15 protein-coding genes and 1 tRNA gene are annotated in these 19,288 nt (G+C 41.7%); all 16 read right to left on the reverse strand.

Annotation, left to right across the window (positions count from 1 at the left end; genetic code table 11):
• Positions 1–29: 29 nt before the first annotated feature.
• Positions 30–4,139, reverse strand: coding sequence for a DNA-directed RNA polymerase subunit beta (gene rpoB, locus R0123_RS04830; protein ID WP_323843294.1), 4,110 nt, complete (start codon positions 4,137–4,139; stop codon positions 30–32).
• A gap of 411 nt (positions 4,140–4,550) precedes the next feature.
• Entirely contained in the window at positions 4,551–4,922 is a 372-nt protein-coding gene (gene rplL, locus R0123_RS04835) for a 50S ribosomal protein L7/L12 (RefSeq protein ID WP_323841193.1), read from the reverse strand.
• A 69-nt stretch (positions 4,923–4,991) separates the two neighbouring features.
• Positions 4,992–5,495, reverse strand: coding sequence for a 50S ribosomal protein L10 (gene rplJ / locus R0123_RS04840; protein WP_323841192.1), 504 nt, complete (start codon positions 5,493–5,495; stop codon positions 4,992–4,994).
• A 328-nt stretch (positions 5,496–5,823) separates the two neighbouring features.
• Positions 5,824–6,525, reverse strand: coding sequence for a 50S ribosomal protein L1 (gene rplA, locus R0123_RS04845; protein WP_323843295.1), 702 nt, complete (start codon positions 6,523–6,525; stop codon positions 5,824–5,826).
• Complete coding sequence (gene rplK, locus R0123_RS04850) at positions 6,525–6,956, reverse strand: 50S ribosomal protein L11 (RefSeq protein ID WP_249101405.1); 432 nt, start codon at positions 6,954–6,956, stop codon at positions 6,525–6,527. The genes rplA and rplK overlap by 1 nt, the downstream gene beginning before the upstream one ends.
• Before the next feature lie 128 nt (positions 6,957–7,084).
• A complete protein-coding gene (gene nusG / locus R0123_RS04855) occupies positions 7,085–7,615 on the reverse strand; it encodes a transcription termination/antitermination protein NusG (RefSeq protein WP_323841190.1) in 531 nt (176 codons plus the stop codon).
• 15 nt (positions 7,616–7,630) lie between these two features.
• Positions 7,631–8,110, reverse strand: coding sequence for a preprotein translocase subunit SecE (secE, locus tag R0123_RS04860; RefSeq protein WP_323841189.1), 480 nt, complete (start codon positions 8,108–8,110; stop codon positions 7,631–7,633).
• 65 nt (positions 8,111–8,175) lie between these two features.
• Positions 8,176–8,251 (reverse strand) — tRNA-Trp (locus R0123_RS04865).
• Positions 8,252–8,494: 243 nt separating this feature from the next.
• Positions 8,495–9,619 (reverse strand): GDSL-type esterase/lipase family protein, encoded by a 1,125-nt coding sequence (locus tag R0123_RS04870; protein WP_323843296.1) that lies wholly within the window; start codon positions 9,617–9,619, stop codon positions 8,495–8,497.
• A 43-nt stretch (positions 9,620–9,662) separates the two neighbouring features.
• On the reverse strand, positions 9,663–10,739 hold the full coding sequence (locus R0123_RS04875; protein WP_323843297.1) for a DUF459 domain-containing protein: 1,077 nt from the start codon (positions 10,737–10,739) through the stop codon (positions 9,663–9,665).
• Positions 10,726–12,225 (reverse strand): MBOAT family O-acyltransferase, encoded by a 1,500-nt coding sequence (locus R0123_RS04880; RefSeq protein WP_323843298.1) that lies wholly within the window; start codon positions 12,223–12,225, stop codon positions 10,726–10,728. Before R0123_RS04880 ends, R0123_RS04875 begins: the two co-directional genes overlap by 14 nt.
• A 254-nt stretch (positions 12,226–12,479) precedes the next feature.
• Entirely contained in the window at positions 12,480–13,670 is a 1,191-nt protein-coding gene (gene tuf, locus R0123_RS04885; protein ID WP_323841173.1) for an elongation factor Tu, read from the reverse strand.
• A gap of 140 nt (positions 13,671–13,810) precedes the next feature.
• Positions 13,811–15,940 (reverse strand): elongation factor G, encoded by a 2,130-nt coding sequence (fusA, locus tag R0123_RS04890; protein WP_323841185.1) that lies wholly within the window; start codon positions 15,938–15,940, stop codon positions 13,811–13,813.
• A 171-nt stretch (positions 15,941–16,111) separates the two neighbouring features.
• On the reverse strand, positions 16,112–16,585 hold the full coding sequence (rpsG, locus tag R0123_RS04895) for a 30S ribosomal protein S7 (protein WP_323841184.1): 474 nt from the start codon (positions 16,583–16,585) through the stop codon (positions 16,112–16,114).
• 112 nt (positions 16,586–16,697) lie between these two features.
• Positions 16,698–17,072 (reverse strand): 30S ribosomal protein S12, encoded by a 375-nt coding sequence (gene rpsL, locus R0123_RS04900; protein ID WP_029102685.1) that lies wholly within the window; start codon positions 17,070–17,072, stop codon positions 16,698–16,700.
• Positions 17,073–17,261: 189 nt separating this feature from the next.
• Positions 17,262–18,995 (reverse strand): EcsC family protein, encoded by a 1,734-nt coding sequence (locus tag R0123_RS04905; RefSeq protein ID WP_323843299.1) that lies wholly within the window; start codon positions 18,993–18,995, stop codon positions 17,262–17,264.
• Between the last annotated feature and the right edge of the window lie 293 nt (positions 18,996–19,288).

The following is a 19,288-nucleotide window of genomic DNA, read 5'->3' on the forward strand; positions in this document are numbered from 1 at the left end:
CTAGATGAATGTGATTTCTCGGGTTTGACTTATTTTTTCTTTTCTTTTAAATCAATATTAATACCCAACGAACGAATTTCTTTGGTCAGTACATTAAATGACTCTGGCATACCTGGGTTCATATATTGCTCACCATCAACGATATTTTTATACATACGAGTACGACCTTCAACATCGTCTGATTTGACGGTAAGCATTTCTTGCAAGGTATAAGTTGCCCCATACGCCTCCAATGCCCAAACCTCCATCTCACCAAAACGCTGACCACCAAACTGGGCTTTACCACCAAGCGGTTGCTGGGTAACAAGGCTGTACGAACCAGTTGAACGGGCGTGCATCTTATCATCAACCAAGTGGTTTAGCTTAAGCATGTACATATAGCCTACAGTTACAGGACGGTCAAACTTCTTACCAGTACGACCATCGTATAGCGTCTGCTGGCCCGATTTATCAAGACCCGCAAGTTCCAACAGCTCTTTAATTTGTGTTTCTTTAGCGCCATCAAAGACTGCCGTACCCATCGGTACACCTTTGCGTAAATTTTCTGACATCGCTAAGATATCTTCATCAGATAGGCTATTTAAATCAACTTGCTCGCCACCAACTTTATTGTAAATCTTATCTAAAAATTCACGCAATTCGCTGACAGCCGCCTGAGCACGCATCATATCATTGATCTTATCTCCAAGACCACGAGCTGCCATGCCCAAGTGAGTTTCTAACACCTGACCGATGTTCATACGCGACGGTACACCCAGCGGATTTAGCACAATGTCCACAGGATTGCCATTTTCATCATAAGGCATATCCTCAACAGGCATAATGCGTGATACCACCCCTTTGTTACCATGGCGACCTGCCATCTTATCACCAGGCTGAATACGACGCTTAACCGCCAAATAAACCTTAACGATTTTTTGTACGCCATGAGCCAAGTCATCACCTTGCGTTAATTTGCGTTTTTTCTCAGCAAATTTGTTATCAATTTCTTTTTGCTTGTCGCTAAGATACTCAGCAATTTGATTAAGACGCTCAGACACATCTTCTTTGGCTGGCTGAATATCAAGCAGACTTTCAAGCGATAAGCTTTCCATATCAGTACCACTTAGTATCGTACCTGCTTTAAAGCCTGCACCACCACTGATGGTTTCACCTTCTAGCAAATGTACAATACGACTGCGAGCTGCTGCCTCAAAGATGACCAACTCTTCTTTTAAGTCTTTGCGATAACTGTCAAGCATGGCTTTTTCAATTGACTTGGCACGGCTGTCTTTTTCCAGCCCATCACGGGTGAAAACCTGCACATCAATGACCGTGCCTTTTGTTGATGAAGGCACACGAAGAGAGGTATCTTTCACATCGGCTGCTTTTTCACCAAAAATCGCACGCAACAGCTTTTCTTCTGGGGTTAGTTGACTTTCACCTTTTGGTGTTACTTTACCCACTAAGATATCGCCTGCATCTACTTCTGCACCGATATAAACAATACCTGCCTCGTCTAGATTGGCAAGTGCTGCCTCACCCACATTAGGAATATCGCCTGTAATCTCCTCAGGTCCTAATTTGGTATCACGAGCCACACAGGTTAGCTCTTGAATATGAATGGTGGTAAAGCGGTCTTCTTGTACCACACGCTCAGAAAGCAAGATAGAGTCTTCAAAATTATAGCCATTCCAAGGCATGAATGCCACACGCATATTTTGACCAAGAGCCAATTCACCCAAATCAGTTGATGGACCATCTGCCAAAATATCACCACGAGCAATGGCATCACCTTGGTTCACAATAATACGCTGATTGATACAGGTATTTTGGTTCGAGCGAGTGTATTTGATCAGATTATAAATATCAATGCCCGCCTCACCTGCGGTCATTTCATCTTCGTTCACACGCACAATCACACGGCTGGCATCTACTTCTTCAATCGTACCACCACGCTTGGCAACCACACACACGCCAGAATCTCGTGCGACATGACGCTCCATGCCAGTACCAACCAATGGCTTATCAGAACGCAAAGTAGGCACAGCTTGGCGTTGCATGTTTGCACCCATCAAAGCACGGTTGGCATCATCATGCTCCAAGAAAGGAATCAAGCTAGCAGCAACAGAGACAACTTGGCGTGGCGATACATCCATGTGTGTTACTTTATCCACGCCCATGCGTACCGATTCACCTTGATGGCGTACCATGACCATTTCTTCAGTCAATTCACCCTTGTCATTCATTGGTGAATCTGCCTGTGCAATTACAGAACCAACCTCTTCAATGGCACTCATATATTCAATATCATCGGTTACTTTGCCATCAATAACCCGACGATACGGCGTTTCTAAAAAACCAAAATTATTGGTTTTGGCAAATACCGCCAATGAGTTAATCAAACCAATGTTTGGACCTTCAGGTGTTTCAATTGGACAGACACGACCATAATGAGTATTATGCACATCTCGCACCTCAAAGCCTGCTCGCTCACGAGTTAGACCGCCAGGACCAAGTGCAGACACACGGCGTTTATGGGTAATCTCAGATAATGGATTGTTTTGATCCATAAACTGCGATAACTGTGATGAACCGAAAAACTCTTTAATTGCCGCTGCAACAGGTTTTGAATTAATCAAATCCTGCGGTGATAAACTGTCTGACTCAGCTGTGGTCAAACGCTCTTTTACTGCACGCTCAACACGAGCCAGACCGATACGAAACTGATTTTCGGTCATCTCGCCCACCGAGCGAATACGGCGGTTACCCAAATGGTCAATGTCATCAACTTCGCCACGACCGTTACGGATTTCTATCAACTCTTTTAGTACATCAACGATATCTTGGTTTGATAATACGCCTTGTTCACGCTGTGCATTGATATCATCGGTTTCAATGAACTCACGCCCCAAACGACGATTAAACTTCATACGGCCAACATTAGATAAGTCGTAACGCTCTTGGCTAAAAAACATTTGTTCAAACAACTTTTCAGCCGTCTCTAGCGTTGGTGGCTCACCTGGACGCATGACTTTGTAAATTTCAATCAAAGCCTCTTCACGACTAAGCACCGTATCGGCGCGTAAAGTATCGGCAATATACGCACCATGATCAATATCATTTGTAAATAAAATCTTGAATCCTTTGATATTCTTATCAGCAAGTTTTACCAAAAGTTCATGATCAATCAACGTATTTGCACGAGCAATCACCTCATCATGATAAACAATATCTTCTGCCAAAATACGCTCATACAAATACTCATCAGGCACAGCCAGCTTAGTCATGCCAGATGCCATGATTTCTTTGATGCGGCGAGCATTAATACGCTTGCCCTGCTCAACAATCACCTTGCCCTCTGGCGACACAATATCAAATTGTGCCATCTCACCTTGCAAACGCTCTGCCACCAATTGCACTTCAAAAGATTCTTCACCTTTATATACTTCAATGGTTTCAAAGAAAGTATTTAAAATATCGGCAGTATCCATACCAATGGCACGCAAGATGATGGTTGCAAGCAACTTACGGCGACGGTCAATACGAGCATATACCAAGTCTTTGACATCAAATTCAAAATCAAGCCAAGAGCCACGATAAGGAATGATACGAGCATTATAAAGCACCTTACCACTTGAATGCGTTTTACCTTTATCATGATCAAAAAATACGCCAGGTGAACGATGTAATTGAGAGACGATGACTCGTTCAGTACCATTAATAATAAATGTACCATTATCTGTCATCAATGGGATTTCTCCCATAAATACACTTTGCTCACGAATGTCTTTGATGGCAGCCTTGCTATCTTTGTCCTTATTGTCTTTATCTTTTAAGACCAAACGGATTTTTACACGCAGTGGTGCAGCAAAAGTCGAGCCACGCATGATGCATTCACGCTCATCAAATTCTGGTTCACCTAAATAATATTCAACAAACTGTAATTCAGCATTACCTGAATGGCTGGTAATTGGGAAAATTGATGAAAAAGCTGCCTGTAAGCCAACATTTGCACGCTCTCTTGGCTTTTTATGCTCTTGCAAAAACTGCTCGTAAGAATCCACTTGAATGGCCAATAAATATGGCACATCCATGACGTCTGGAAGTCTAGAAAAACTTTTACGAATGCGTTTCTTTTCGGTATAAGAATAAGCCATTAAGATTCCTTACGTTAATTTGGAAGGGCCCATTGCAAGAACAAGAGCCAACCTTTAAAAATGAAAAACTGTCAATAAAAAGGACGGCTGTCAAACGCCCAGCAAACCCATGAAACCACCCAAACACACACGATGTGCCCAAACTGTAAGCCAACCACACAAACACGACAAAGTGCCAAATGCCATATCGGCACTTAGCTAAATCTTTGGTTATTGCTGAACAATGTCGTTTTGCATAGAGCGTGTTTGTCCTTTTAGGTTGTGTTACCCGATTGACAATTCGGATAGACACAAAAGGTCAAATACTAAATTATAATAAAAAAAAGCCAAAATTGCAAGTGCAAAATTGGCTTTTTAATAAATAATTTCATTCAGCTATTAACTAGATATTAATAGCTTGAACAGACTAAATTATTTAAGTTCAACAGAAGCACCAGCTTCTTCAAGTTTTTTCTTAAGCTCTTCAGCTTCAGCTTTAGATGCGCCTTCTTTAACAGTTTGTGGAGCACCTTCAACTAGGTCTTTAGCTTCTTTTAGACCTAGGCCAGTTACTTCACGCACAACTTTAATAACAGCTACTTTCTTGTCGCCGCCAGAAGTTAGAACAACATCAAAATCATCTTTTTCTTCAGCTGCCGCTGCTTCGCCGCCAGCTGCTGGAGCTGCTGCTAGAGCTGCTGCAGATACACCGAATTTTTCTTCCATCGCAGAGATAAGCTCAACGATTTCCATGACTGATTTTTCTGCGATTGCATCTAAGATTTGTTCGTTAGTTAGTGACATAGCAATTATTCCTATGAAATAAAATTATGAATTGAATAAAACGGATAATTTTCAAAAAAATTAAGAATATTAAGCCGCTTCTGCTTGCAATTTGTCGCGAAGTGCAGCAAGAGTACGCGCAAGTTTGCCTGCTGCTGCTTCTTTCATTGTACCCATTAGGCGGGCGATGGCCTCGTCGTAAGTAGGTAGGGTAGCAAGCTTATCGATTGATTTAGCATCAATAAATTCGCCTTCAAAAGCCGCGCCTTTGATTTCGAACTTGTCGTTGCCCTTTGCAAATTCTTTAAACAGACGCGCTGCCGCACCTGGATGTTCATTAGAAAATGCAATTAAAGTAGGACCAACGAATACATCATTCATGCAAGCAAAATCAGTATCTTCCAAGGCACGGCGTAATAAAGTATTACGCACAATACGCATGTCGACACCTGCTGCACGAGCTGATTTACGAAGTTCGGTCATCTGTGCCACTGTTACGCCACGAGAGTCGGCGACAACAGCAGAGAGCGCACCTTTGGCAGTTTCATTTACTTCAGCAACAATTGCTTGTTTGTCTTGAAGATTTAGTGCCATGGGTTGTCTCCATATTTATTATCTAAAAAAAGATAATAAGCAAATTTCACAAATCTATACAGATTTGCACCAATATACGGCGACTTATCGTCTTTCCGTCTGCGTAGGCTCATAATTTTATTTATAATTTAGGTGACTGCTTGATAACAAGCAATCACACCTACGGTCTTAGACAGCACAACCCGCTGTGCTGAACTAATAAAAATCGTTGTATTAATGAACTGTTACGGGAAATCATTAATCAATCGGTCATTATAAGTGAAAAACCACAAAAAGCAAGGATTATCTCAATTTGGTTTTTCACCAGTCATGACATCAATCATGAAAATTATTTGTTGGCACGATGTGGAACTGGATCGATTGCAATACCAGGGCCCATAGTGCTAGACAAAGTAATTTTCTTAATATAAACACCTTTAGAAGTGGCTGGTTTAGCACGCTTCAAATCATTCAACAACGCAGTTGCGTTTTGTTCAATCTGTTCGCCAGTAAAGCCAATTTGACCGATAGAAGCATGGATAATACCTGCTTTATCAACACGATATTGAGCCTGACCTGCTTTGGTATTTTTAACCGCAGTAGCAACATCAGCTGTCACTGTACCAACTTTTGGGTTTGGCATCAAACCACGCGGGCCAAGGATAGTACCTAGTTGACCAACCACACGCATGGCATCTGGAGATGCAATCACCACATCAAAATCTAGATTGCCAGCTTTGATACTGTCTGCCAAATCTTCAAAACCAACAACATCAGCACCTGCTTCTTTGGCAGCTTCAGCAGCTGCGCCTTGAGCAAAAACAGCAACACGCTTGGTTTTGCCAGTACCTGCAGGTAGGTTGGTAGCACCACGAACCACTTGGTCAGATTTACGAGGATCAACACCTAGGTTGATAGCAATGTCGATAGACTCTTTGAATTTTGCCGCTGGCAAATCATTTAAAACCGCAACCGCCTCTTCAATGGTGTATAGTTTATTACCATCAATTTTTTCATTGATTAGCTTTTGACGCTTAGTTAGCTTAGCCATTACACACCCTCCACATTCAGACCCATTGAGCGTGCAGTACCTGCAATGGTACGAATACCCGCTTCAAGTTCAGCAGCGGTTAGGTCTGCCTCTTTGGTTTTTACGATTTCTTCTAGTTGTGCACGAGTTACAGTACCAACTTTGTCTTTATTAGGTACGCTAGAACCCTTGGCAATGCCTGCTGCTTTACGCAGTAGAACGGCCGCAGGTGGCGACTTCATGATGAAAGTAAAAGACTTGTCGCTAAAAACAGTAATAACAACTGGGATTGGCAGGCCTGGTTCAAAGTTTGCAGATGCTGCATTAAACTCTTTACAAAAAGCCATGATATTTACACCTTTTTGACCCAAAGCTGGACCAATTGGTGGTGATGGATTCGCCTTACCAGCAGGCACTTGTAGTTTGATGTAACCATCAATCTTCTTTGCCATAAAATTTCTCCAATGGTGGGTGATGACGCTAAAAAAACTTAGCTCCCCAAGGTTAAGAATTAAAAAACATTTAATTCAACGAAAAGCTCCAAGCATAGCTTAGAGCCAAAAAAATAATTATATCAAAATCAGTTTAATTTTTCAACTTTTGTAAATTCAAGTTCAACCTCTGTCGGACGATTGAACACGCTGACAGTTAAGTGTAACTTAGATTTATCATAATCCACTTTTTTCACCAGACCTTTAAAGTCGGTGAATGGACCATCAATCACCAACACCTCTTCACCTGGCTCAAACATTGTTTTTGGACGAGGTGCTTCACTGCCTTTTTGAATGCGATTTAAAATACGGTCAGCTTCAATTTGTGTGATGGGTGCAGGATTTTCTGGCGTACCCCCAATAAACCCTGTAATATTTGGGCAACTTCTTACAATATGCCAAGTATCTTCTGTCATGTCCATATTAATAAGCACATAACCTGGAAATAACTTATGCTCAACGGTGCGTTTTTTACCATCACGCATCTCTATTACTTCTTCGGTTGGCACAAGCACATCACCAAAAGATTCGACAAATTCACTACGCTTAATACGCTCTATCAAAGAACGCTGAACTTGCTTTTCATAGCCAGAAAATGCTTGGATAATGTACCAACGCATCACATCACCTTTAAATTAGTTAAGGATTAAACCAATAATTTTATTAAAAATATTATCTAACAACCAAACCACCACACCAAAGATAATTATCATCAAAATGGTTTGCCATGTATAACGGAAGGTTTCATCTTTGCTTGGCCAAGTAACACGACGAAGCTCAATGCCTGCGTCTTTTAAAAGCGTCTTAAAAGCAGAACCTTGGTTAGTAAAAGCCAGACAAATAAGAGCAAAAATAACCAATCCTGCCGTGTTGGCCAACTGCACCCAAATATTATTGGCTGCTGGCAGATATCTGGGCAGATATTCTGATACCAAGGTCGCACCAATTAAAGCCAAAATTGCCAAACTCCATAACAAATAATCTTTTGCTGAGCGAGTTTTAGCAACTTCGACTACATTCTCTTTGGAAACGGTAACCGCCTTTTTTTGCTGAGCTGAGCCATTTGACGCCACAGTCTCTACTCGTGTATCAAAATTATCTTTATTATCGCTCATGCAGAAGTTTGCCTTGGAGTGACCAATTTTTATAAAATTAAAAGAATGGTTTAGAAAATATAAGATGGCAGGCGATGAGGGACTCGAACCCCCAACCCTCGGTTTTGGAGACCGATGCTCTACCAATTGAGCCAATCGCCTAAGGTGTTAAGGGCTGTTATTATAGCAGATTTTTTCTGCCACGCAAGTATTTTTTTCGATATTTAATTAATTTTTCATATCCCCTACACCGACCGCTTGATCATAATAAAAAGTCACTTAAACTGGCATAATTTAGTCGGTTAAGTTTAAGTTTAACAGCTCTTATATTTACCACATCACAATGATTCATCGCAACCTAGCAATATGTTTTATCATTTTAAATAAAGACTCAAAACTTAAAATTTAGTAGGTGAATTCTATTAAATCATTAGCAAGCTGCTTGCCAAGCTGAGCATAGCCAGCATGAGTAAAATGCACGCCATCTTTAGCGGCTTTGCCATCACGCATCCATGTCGCCATCGAACACTCACCACCCATTGCTTGTTGCCAATCCCAAAATAAAGTTTGCTCACTCATGGCAACATCTTTTTGGGCCTGCTGAATCTGCGTAAGACCACTTGGACGAGTACCACACTGCCCCGAGGTACTTTTTAATGTCTCAGGCGATGAAACAATCATCACGGCCGCACTTGGCACAGCTTGACGAATGCTACGAACTTTCTCTTGTAGCACCTGCTGTACTACTTTTGGCTCCCTGTCGTTATACGCTTCATTCGTTCCATACGCCAGAATGATTAGGTCAGGAGCAACATCTTTCAGCTCATTTTGCCACGCCAAATCATTCCAACGATTCCAATGAGCCAACTCAGCACCATTAATGCCCAAAGCTGACACCAGTGCCCCCGCTCGATTTGGCTCAAAAGCCCACCAGCCGCCAAGATAAGAATCACTCATCACCCCTTGTGCTGTAATGGTAAATGGCAACTTAGCTTGAATGTGAGCGGTTTGCCAAGTGCCATTTTTCACTGGTGCCTCTAACAAAAAAGACCTACCGTAAGCATCAATACCACTAAAAAATCCATCGCCATCGCCTTGCTTGATACTCACCACAATATGCTGTTCTGGTTGATCTTGTCTGGATTTAATGGTCAGCTGGCTACCCATGCCATTTGGTTTGGCCAAAAGACCACCAATGGTATAATCTTCTTGATGATTACGGCGGCTAGAAATGGGGGTCCAGTCTTGTTTATCGTAGCCAAATTTTAACAATCTTTGACCACTAAAATACATAGGCATTGACCAGCCCATACCACCATTGCCATACCTACTTTGAAGCTCATCACGAAGTGTGCCTGTCATGCTGTCGCCTGCGGTATGCGAATCCCCCAACTGCACAACATGAAAGCTATGTCGTCTCATCGCTTCAATCAACTTGGTGGCATTTGGTTCATTATAGTTGCTAAGATAGTTGGCAAAGCCATGCGTACTGACAGACAATACCAACAAACCCATGAATATTTTTTTCATCTTTCACCCCAATCATTAATCAAAGCAGTCACTTAATGAGAACCTAAGGAACAATGCTCAGATGCTGCTCCAATACTTGTGCCAATAATTTTTGCCCCTGAGCCGTAAAGTGGATACCATCAGAGCTACGCATTTTAATCTGCTCACCATCTTTTACAAGATAATCATTGTAAATATTGTTACTACCCCCTACCAAGGGGCGAGTATCAATAACCAAGGCATTGTGCGTTTTTAACTCAGCTTGCATGATTTCATTAAGATGAATCATTCGCTCGTTAAGACTGACCTTTTTCATGTTTGGTGGCGTCATCCAAATCACCTTGACATCATAGTTTTTGGCAGTATTTAAAATACTCGCCATGCGTTCACGATAGCTCATGTCCCACTCTGGTGTACCATATTTTAAAAATTTACCACCTTTCAAATTTGGCATATCCCAAGGGTCATTTGGTCCCAAAAATACCACTAAAATTTTAATCTTTGAATTATTTGCCAAAGTTTCCTCAATGGTTTTTGGCCAATTAAAAAAACTTGGATAAGAAAGCCCTGTACTTTGCTTACTCAGATTGACCGACTTGATGTTGTGAATTTTTTGTAAAAATTGCTGCGTATGAGGCGCCACTCCTTGCATCATCGAATCACCAACAAAAAAAATTTCATCGCCAGCAGAGATGGATAGTGCGTACTGATTTTTCGCCTCAATTTCTTTGGACTGCTCATCAACCAGTGTTGCTTGCTCAGCGACAAGACGCATTTGCTCAGCAATTTTAGCCTTGTATTTAGGTGTATAAGCATGATGCTCATTAAAATAAACCACCATTTGCTCATTGGCGGACACAATCGCATCGGTAAACCTTCCATGATACCAATACAATTGATCGCCGATTTCTCCACCAGTACGCCATAGCTGATGATGCTCCAACATCGTCAAGGGGCTAGGCTTGTGGTATGTCTGCAAGTAGTAAGCATTGACTGAGTTTTGCATGATCCAAAGACCTAGTACAAAAAATGTACTCAGCACACCCAATAGATAGGCTAAGGTTCTACCATGCTGATAAGCATCGTTTGCCTGTGTTTGCGATTGGCCTTTTGGTTTGATGATGCGATTAAAAGTTTGCATAAATAAACCCTGGAATTCCTGATGGTGCAAAAATCAACACAATCACAAAGCCAATAAACAACAGCCCAACGCATAGCACCTTAGGAAGTCTGTCCGCTTTTTTTACCCAAACAGGCAAGCGAGGGTATACCAATCCATAAATTGGCCATGCCAATAAAAAAATAGCAAGCATATACAAAGGATTGTTATGCCAAATAACATCATGACGATTGCCAAACAACGCCATAAAAACCTGCATGGACTCCGACCATGTTGTCGCTCTAAAAAACACAAAACAAATACTGACAAAAGTAATTGTAATAAAAATACTCAATGCTTTACCCATGAGGCTGCGCTTATACAACAAATTGCGAGCATCTTTGGTAGAAAGCTGATAATAATTTTGGCAGAATTTGTCCGTACAATTTAACCAAATAATCGCCAGTCCATGCAGCAACCCCCACACCAGAAAATTCAAGCTAGACCCATGCCAGATACCTGATAAACCCATAGCAATCAATAGGTTTAACTGCGTGCGTGCAAAACCACCTCGACTACCCCCCAAAGGGATATAAATATAATCACGAATCCAAGTGGACAAGGTGATGTGCCAACGATCCCAAAAAACACGAATATTATGAGCAAGAAGTGGTGCTTTAAAATTTACAGGCAAACGAAAACCAAGTAACAACCCAAAGCCAAGCATCATCTCACTATAACCTGAAAAATCCAAAAACAACTGCAAGGTATAAGCATAAATCGCCACCAATACTTCTAAACTATGAAATTGCATGGGGTTGGCAAAAATGGGATTAACCCAATGGTCTGCCAGCCACCCTGCCAGCCACCATTTTTTAATCAGTGCCAACAAAATCAGTGCCAAGGCCACTGTCGGTAACAATATTCGTCTTGGGGCCTGTTGGCGAATTTGCACACTCATGCTTACTGGATTATCTTGCAAGTCTGTCAATCCTGACGCTGATTGAGCTCGTGCAATCGGCCCTGCACTGATGGTGGCAAAAAATGAAAAATGCGTTAATAGCTCAAACAAGTTAAATGATGGGACTTCGTTCTCATCATGATAGCGACTCACCAAATAACTGATTGCCTGAAATGAATAATAAGAAATCCCCAGAGGAAATAAGATGTTTGCCATCAGATGAGATGAATCTAATTGCAACAAATCCAAACCATATTTGATATTTTCTCTAAAAAAATCATAATATTTAAATACGCTTAATTGTAGCAATGTCATGATGACGCCAACAACCAAGAATATCTTTTTATGATCATGATATTTATTCATCAACTGACTGATCAGATAAATCAGTATGCTAAAACAAAATAACACACCAATTGCCACAACGCCCGCCATCAGATAAATAATCGCATGGCTGATCAAAATAAGTAAGAGGTTTTGCCATTGTGGCTTTTGGCGAAATGACCAATAGATACCCAAAAATACAATCAGCAATAAGGAAAATTCTACAGAGAGAAAGGAAAACATATCAAACACAAAGAGGTGATCATAAAGAATGCAAAATTATATCACACAGTCTGTGCTATTGCATGGTCATATCAATAGGTCGTTTTTGTTTTGGCGGTTCAAACTGGCGAATACTCATATCAAAAAAAGGTGGTCAGACGATCTCATAGAACACTCAATACCAAACACCCACAAACTTTAACCAACCAAAAACCCCCACCATCAAGGCAGGGGTTTTTGGTTTTAGATTCGTGCTTTGGCACTATTGTTAAAGATTAGCCTTTAACATTGGCAACAACACCAGCACCTACGGTACGGCCGCCTTCACGGATAGCGAAGCGTAGACCTTTGTCCATGGCGATTGGGTGGATAAGCTCAACGCTCATCTCAACATTGTCACCAGGCATAACCATTTCAGTACCTTCTTGTAGAGTGATGGCACCAGTTACGTCGGTAGTACGGAAGTAGAACTGTGGGCGATAGCCATTTAGGAATGGCGTATGACGACCACCTTCTTCTTTTGATAGTACATATACTTCTGCATCAAACTTGGTGTGCGGGGTGATTGAACCTGGCTTAGCAAGTACTTGACCACGCTGAACCTCTTCACGCTTAGTACCACGAAGAAGAACACCACAGTTCTCACCTGCACGACCTTCGTCTAGTAGCTTACGGAACATCTCAACACCAGTACAGGTGGTTTTGGCAGTGTCTTTGATACCAACGATTTCAACTTCATCACCAACTTTGATGATACCAGACTCAACACGACCAGTTACTACAGTACCACGACCTGAGATTGAGAATACATCTTCAATTGGCATTAGGAATGGACGGTCAATGTCACGCTCTGGCTCTGGAATGTAGCTGTCTAGAGTGTCTAGTAGTTCAAGAATGGCTTGCTCACCATATTGACCTGCATCACCGTTTAGACCCAAAAGTGCAGAACCTTTGATGATTGGTGTATCGTCACCTGGGAAGTCATAGTCAGATAGAAGCTCACGCACTTCCATTTCAACAAGTTCAAGAAGTTCTTCGTCATCTACTAGGTCACACTTGTTCATAAATACCATGATGTATGGTACACCAACCTGACGAGACAGTAGGATGTGCTCACGAGTTTGTGGCATTGGACCATCAGTTGCTGCAACAACCAAAATGGCACCGTCCATCTGTGCTGCACCAGTGATCATGTTTTTAACATAGTCAGCATGGCCTGGGCAGTCTACGTGTGCGTAGTGACGAGCTTGTGTGTCATACTCAATGTGAGAAGTGTTAATGGTAATACCACGCGCTTTTTCTTCAGGTGCTGAGTCAATAGCAGCATAGTCTTTTGCTTCACCACCGTGATGCTTAGCAGCAACAGTAGCGATAGCAGCTGTTAGAGTAGTTTTACCGTGGTCAACGTGACCGATGGTACCAACGTTGACATGGGGTTTGTTGCGTTCGAACTTGGCTTTGGCCATGGGTATGATTCCTTTTAAAGTACCAAAAATAAAAAAATACTTTGGCAAATGATTAAATGGTTTAATTCACGCTCTTAGTCATATACTAAGCCACAACTAAGAGCATCTGCTTTTAAATATTAAGTTAAATAAACAATGAATTACTCATCATCGTCATCTTTGGCAGAGAATTTCTTAATGATCTCATCAGCAACATTCTTAGGAGTTTCTTGGTATTTAGCAAATTCCATAGAATAAGTTGCACGACCTTGAGACATAGAACGCATCTGGGTTGCATAACCAAACATCTCTGCCAATGGGACTTCTGCACGAATGGCTTTAGTACCACCAGGCAAGTCATCCATACCTTGAACCATACCACGACGACGGTTTAGGTCGCCCATGATATCGCCCATGTAGTCTTCTGGTGTCTCTACCTCAACTTTCATGATAGGTTCAAGTAGTGCTGGAGACGCCTGCATGAAGCCTTTTTTGAACGCCATAGAGCCTGCCATCTTAAATGACAATTCGTCAGAGTCAACATCATGGTAAGAACCATCGTATAGGGTTGCTTTAACATTGACCACTGGGTAACCAGCCAAAACGCCATTTTTCATGCGTTCTTGGATACCTTTATCAACCGCACCATGATATTCTTTTGGCACAACACCGCCAACGATTTCTTCTGCAAATTCATACTCTACATCGCCTGTTGGATCAAGTGGTTCTAGGCGTAGCCATACATGACCAAATTTACCACGACCACCAGTTTGGCGAACAAATTTGCCTTCAACTTCAACAGTTTGGCGAATGGTTTCACGATATGCAACTTGCGGTGCACCGATATTTGCTTCAACACCAAATTCACGCTTCATACGGTCAACAATGATGTCAAGGTGCAACTCGCCCATACCTGAAATAATGGTCTGACCAGATTCTTCATCAGTGCGTACGCGGAATGATGGATCTTCTTTTGCAAGACGGCCAAGTGCGATAGACATCTTCTCTTGGTCAGCTTTGGTTTTTGGTTCAACAGCCAATGAAATGACTGGATCTGGAAATTCCATACGCTCAAGCGTAATGACATTGTCATTATCACATAATGTATCACCAGTGGTTACATCTTTTAGACCTACAAGTGCAACGATGTCACCTGCACGGACTTCATCAACCTCATTTTGTGAGTTGGCATGCATCTCAACAATACGACCAATACGCTCACGCTTCATCTTAACTGGGTTGTAAACACTATCGCCTTGTTTTGCTACGCCTGAATACACGCGCACAAATGTCAAGTTACCGACATATTTGTCGTTCATGATTTTAAATGCTAACGCAGCAAACGGTTCATCATCAGAAGATACACGACTACCTTCAGACTCGTCTTTGTCATCTAAGATACCTTTAATGGCATCAACATCAGTAGGTGCTGGTAAGAATTCAATGACAGCATCAAGCATTCTTTGCACGCCTTTATTTTTAAAGGCTGTACCACATAGCATAGGCTGGATTTCGCACGCAAGAGTACGAGTACGCAAGCCTGCTACGATATCCTCACGGCTCAAATCACCTTCTTCTAGGTATTTGTCCATCAGCTCTTCTGAAGACTCGGCAGCTGCCTCAACCATATTGTTACGCCATTCTTCGGCAACATCAGCCAAATCAGCAGGGATTTCACCATACTCAAATTTCATACCTTGAGATTCTACATCCCAAATGATGGCTTTCATTTCTAGTAGGTCAACAACACCCTCAAAAGTATCTTCTGCACCAATTGGCACAACTACTGGCACAGGGTTACCACCTAGACGGCTTTTAACTTGCTCAACCACACGGAAGAAGTTGGCACCAGTACGGTCCATTTTGTTAACAAATGCCAAGCGTGGCACTTTATATTTGTTAGCTTGACGCCATACAGTTTCTGACTGTGGTTGAACACCACCAACGGCACAGTAAACCATACACGCGCCATCAAGAACACGCATAGAACGCTCAACTTCAATGGTGAAGTCAACGTGGCCGGGGGTGTCAATTAGGTTGATGCGGTGTTCTGGAAATTGGTTAGACATACCTGACCAAAAACAGGTTGTTGCAGCAGAAGTGATGGTGATACCACGCTCTTGTTCCTGCTCCATCCAGTCCATCGTTGCAGCACCTTCATGCACCTCACCAATTTTGTGGCTTTTACCTGTATAAAACAGGATACGCTCTGATGTGGTGGTTTTACCTGCATCAATGTGAGCCGAGATACCGATATTACGATATCTGTTTAAAGGGGTTTTACGAGCCATAATTTTTCCTAGAAAAATTCTGATTAAATTGGGTGCCTGATGCGTAGATTTTATTAAAATTGACTAAAATCACAGCATCAGACTGATTGGAATTAAATTGGGCAATTAGGTAATTGACTTTTTCCAATTTAATTTAATACAGCTTTAAAAAAAGCCTAAATACACCTTGAATTAGAAGCGGAAGTGTGAGAACGCTTTGTTTGCATCTGCCATACGGTGAACATCATCACGCTTCTTAATGGCAGCACCTTTGCCTTCTGCAGCATCATTTAGCTCGCCTGCTAAACGAAGTGCCATTGATTTTTCAGAACGCTTGGCAGCAGCATCAGCCAACCAACGCATTGCTAGGGCTGTACGACGGGAGGGACGCACTTCCATAGGCACTTGGTAGGTAGCACCACCGACACGGCGAGCTTTAACCTCAACCGTTGGACGAACACTTTCTAATACTTCTTCAAAGAAAGCCACAGGATCTTCAACATTGCGTTTGGTAGCAACAGTCTCTAGTGCACCATAAACAATTTTTTCTGCAACTGATTTTTTGCCATCAACCATGACATGGTTGATGAATTTTGCGATGGTTTGGCTGCCGAATTTTGGATCTGGTAGGATTTCACGGGCAGCAACAACACGACGTCTTGGCATAATAGTTCCTTATATCTTCAGGATAATCTGGTATAAAAGCTAGCTTAACCAGCCTTACTGCGTAAATGGGCTTGACACACCAAACCCCAAGTACGCAAATGATGTCTTAGGCTTATGCCTTAGGACGCTTAGCACCGTACTTAGAACGGCCTTGCTTACGATCTTTCACGCCTGCACAGTCAAGTGCACCACGCACGGTGTGATAACGCACACCTGGTAAGTCTTTAACACGACCACCACGGATTAGCACAACGCTATGCTCTTGAAGGTTATGGCCTTCACCACCAATATAGCTAGATACTTCATAGCCAGAAGTTAGACGAACACGGCACACTTTACGCATGGCTGAGTTAGGTTTTTTTGGAGTCGTAGTATATACACGAGTACACACACCACGGCGTTGTGGGCATGCTTGTAGTGCAGGTACTTTCGACTTTTCGGTAATGGTCTTACGACCCTTACGGATAAGTTGGTTTGTGGTTGCCATTGGCAATTTCTCCCGTTATTAACAAAATGGCTAATTTTTTTATAAAAAGCCGACTATTCCCCACTTGGGGGCAATACATTATATGTGTAAAGAAAAAAAAATACAAGAGTAAAACAAAGAATTTCGTTTTACTCTTGCGGTTCTTATTGACGCCCATTTGCTCAATATTTATTTTTCATGATGAACGACTTAAGCGTTTGGTGATTGTTCGGTATGATCATTCAATAATTTTGGGTTTTCTGGACGGAAAGTCGCCATCGCAGTACCAAGCACTTCCTCAATCAACTCATGGTTGTAATACACGCCCACACCTACCGATGTGACCGGTAAAATACGCTTAAACCAGCTTGTATTAAGCTTATCAATGTCAATAAAATTTGACAAATCATCAAGCTGTTTGGCGAAAGTGTCGCCTGTGCGATATTTTAAACCTACTTTTTCAAGTTCTTGTTTTAGGCTTGAATCCTGAGCGTTGATAAAAAAAGCATTGCCAAGTGCCAGTGCTGTCAAGAGAACTTGCTTTTCTTGCAATTTGCTCAAATTGGCACCAGACAACACGCCATAGGCAAGTTTTACGCCATCTGCACCCAGCAGTGGCTTATCATAAATGAGTGCCAGCTGATAAACAGATTTTAATGACACCATAAGTAGCCAAGCGGTATCAGCGATGACACCTTTAATGCCAAACAGTCCTGACAACCCACCCATCACCGCCAAGGCACGATTTTGGTTTGCGACATCACGAGCAAATTCATCACGCTCAGCTTCACTAAGCGTTGTTAGTTTATCAAAACGAGCATCTTTGCTCAGATCCTTTTCTGCCCACTTATTCGCCCAATTTGCCACTTTATCAAACACAACTTGTGAAATGCTCTGAGCATTGGCATTAGGAGCCACCTTACTTACCAAAGACTGTGCGGTAGCAAGCTTTCCACCAAATAGCTGTGAACCAATGGTTGCTACCTGCGCTCTAAACGCATCTTCACCAAAATCTTCATTATTCAAATCCACTGACGAAAAGTGCGTTTGCTTAGCATCATTCATGCCAGCAAAATATGTGCCAATTTTTGCCAAAATACCTGAATTTGACTGCAAAGCATCATCGGATTTGATGCGTTCAACATCGCCAGAAAGACTCTCCGCCTTATCTTTGGCAATTTGTGTCAATTGCTCTACTTTATCTTTAACTTCCTCGGTCAGCTGTTCAGCTTTGTTTTTTAGCTCACCAACTTTTTCTTGAGCATCAACTTTTAAGGTCTCGGTTTTTTCTTGTGCATCAGCCTTGACATGGTCAAATTTATCTTTGACATCACCGATGACATCATGAGCAACTTCTTTGGCGTTATCAATGGCGTCTTGGACTTGTTGTTTTAACTCAAATGCTTTATCTTTAGCAACATCAAGAGCATCGCCTGTCTTGTCTTTCAACTCTTCAGCTTTATCTTGAATATCACCCTTAATGATTTGTGCCTTATCTTTGGCATCTTGCAAGGCTTGCTCGGCTTTTTGCTTGACCCCATCAACAGCATCTTCACCTTTTTCCTTCAGCTCTGCCACTTTTTCTTGAGCATCCGCTTTTAACTCTTGTGCCTGATCAACCACCTCTTCTTTGATGTCCGCCACTTTTTGCTGAGTATCCAGCTTAGCTTCTTCCACCTTGTCCTTGGCGGCTTCTACTTTGTCATGGACGGTCTTTTTTACTTCATCTTTTACCTCATCAAATTTTTCTTGGGCGTCTTTTATGACTTTGTCATCAAGGTCATCGCACTGCTTGTCATCATCTTTTTTAAAAGAACCTTTTACCACCAGCACATCTTGTACCGACTTGTTGGCGATATCAACATGACCCACCACTTCCATGTCATCAGCATTTTTAACACTTTCTGCAAGCTGGTTAAGATTTTCGTTTTTTGCGTTTGACACCATCATCTCCTTTAACATTTTTTCAATTTCCAATAATTACATCGGACTGGCTAAGATTACCACAAAACCATCAGTTTCATCAAATAAAAAGTTAGGTAAATTGTTACCATGTCAAGCAAATATTACTAGAGTATGATACAAAATAGTGGACAAGTGAAAAATTATGTAAAAACGCTTAATCTTGCATGAAAAATTGGTAAATTTTTTTAGAAAATTCTTCCATATATTAAATAATTTGTTACAATAGAGTCAAAATACAAGTGTAAACTTTTTATTGAATTGATTAAAAAAAG

This window comes from Moraxella sp. Pampa (genome assembly GCF_035181385.1).
GTDB lineage: Bacteria > Pseudomonadota > Gammaproteobacteria > Pseudomonadales > Moraxellaceae > Moraxella.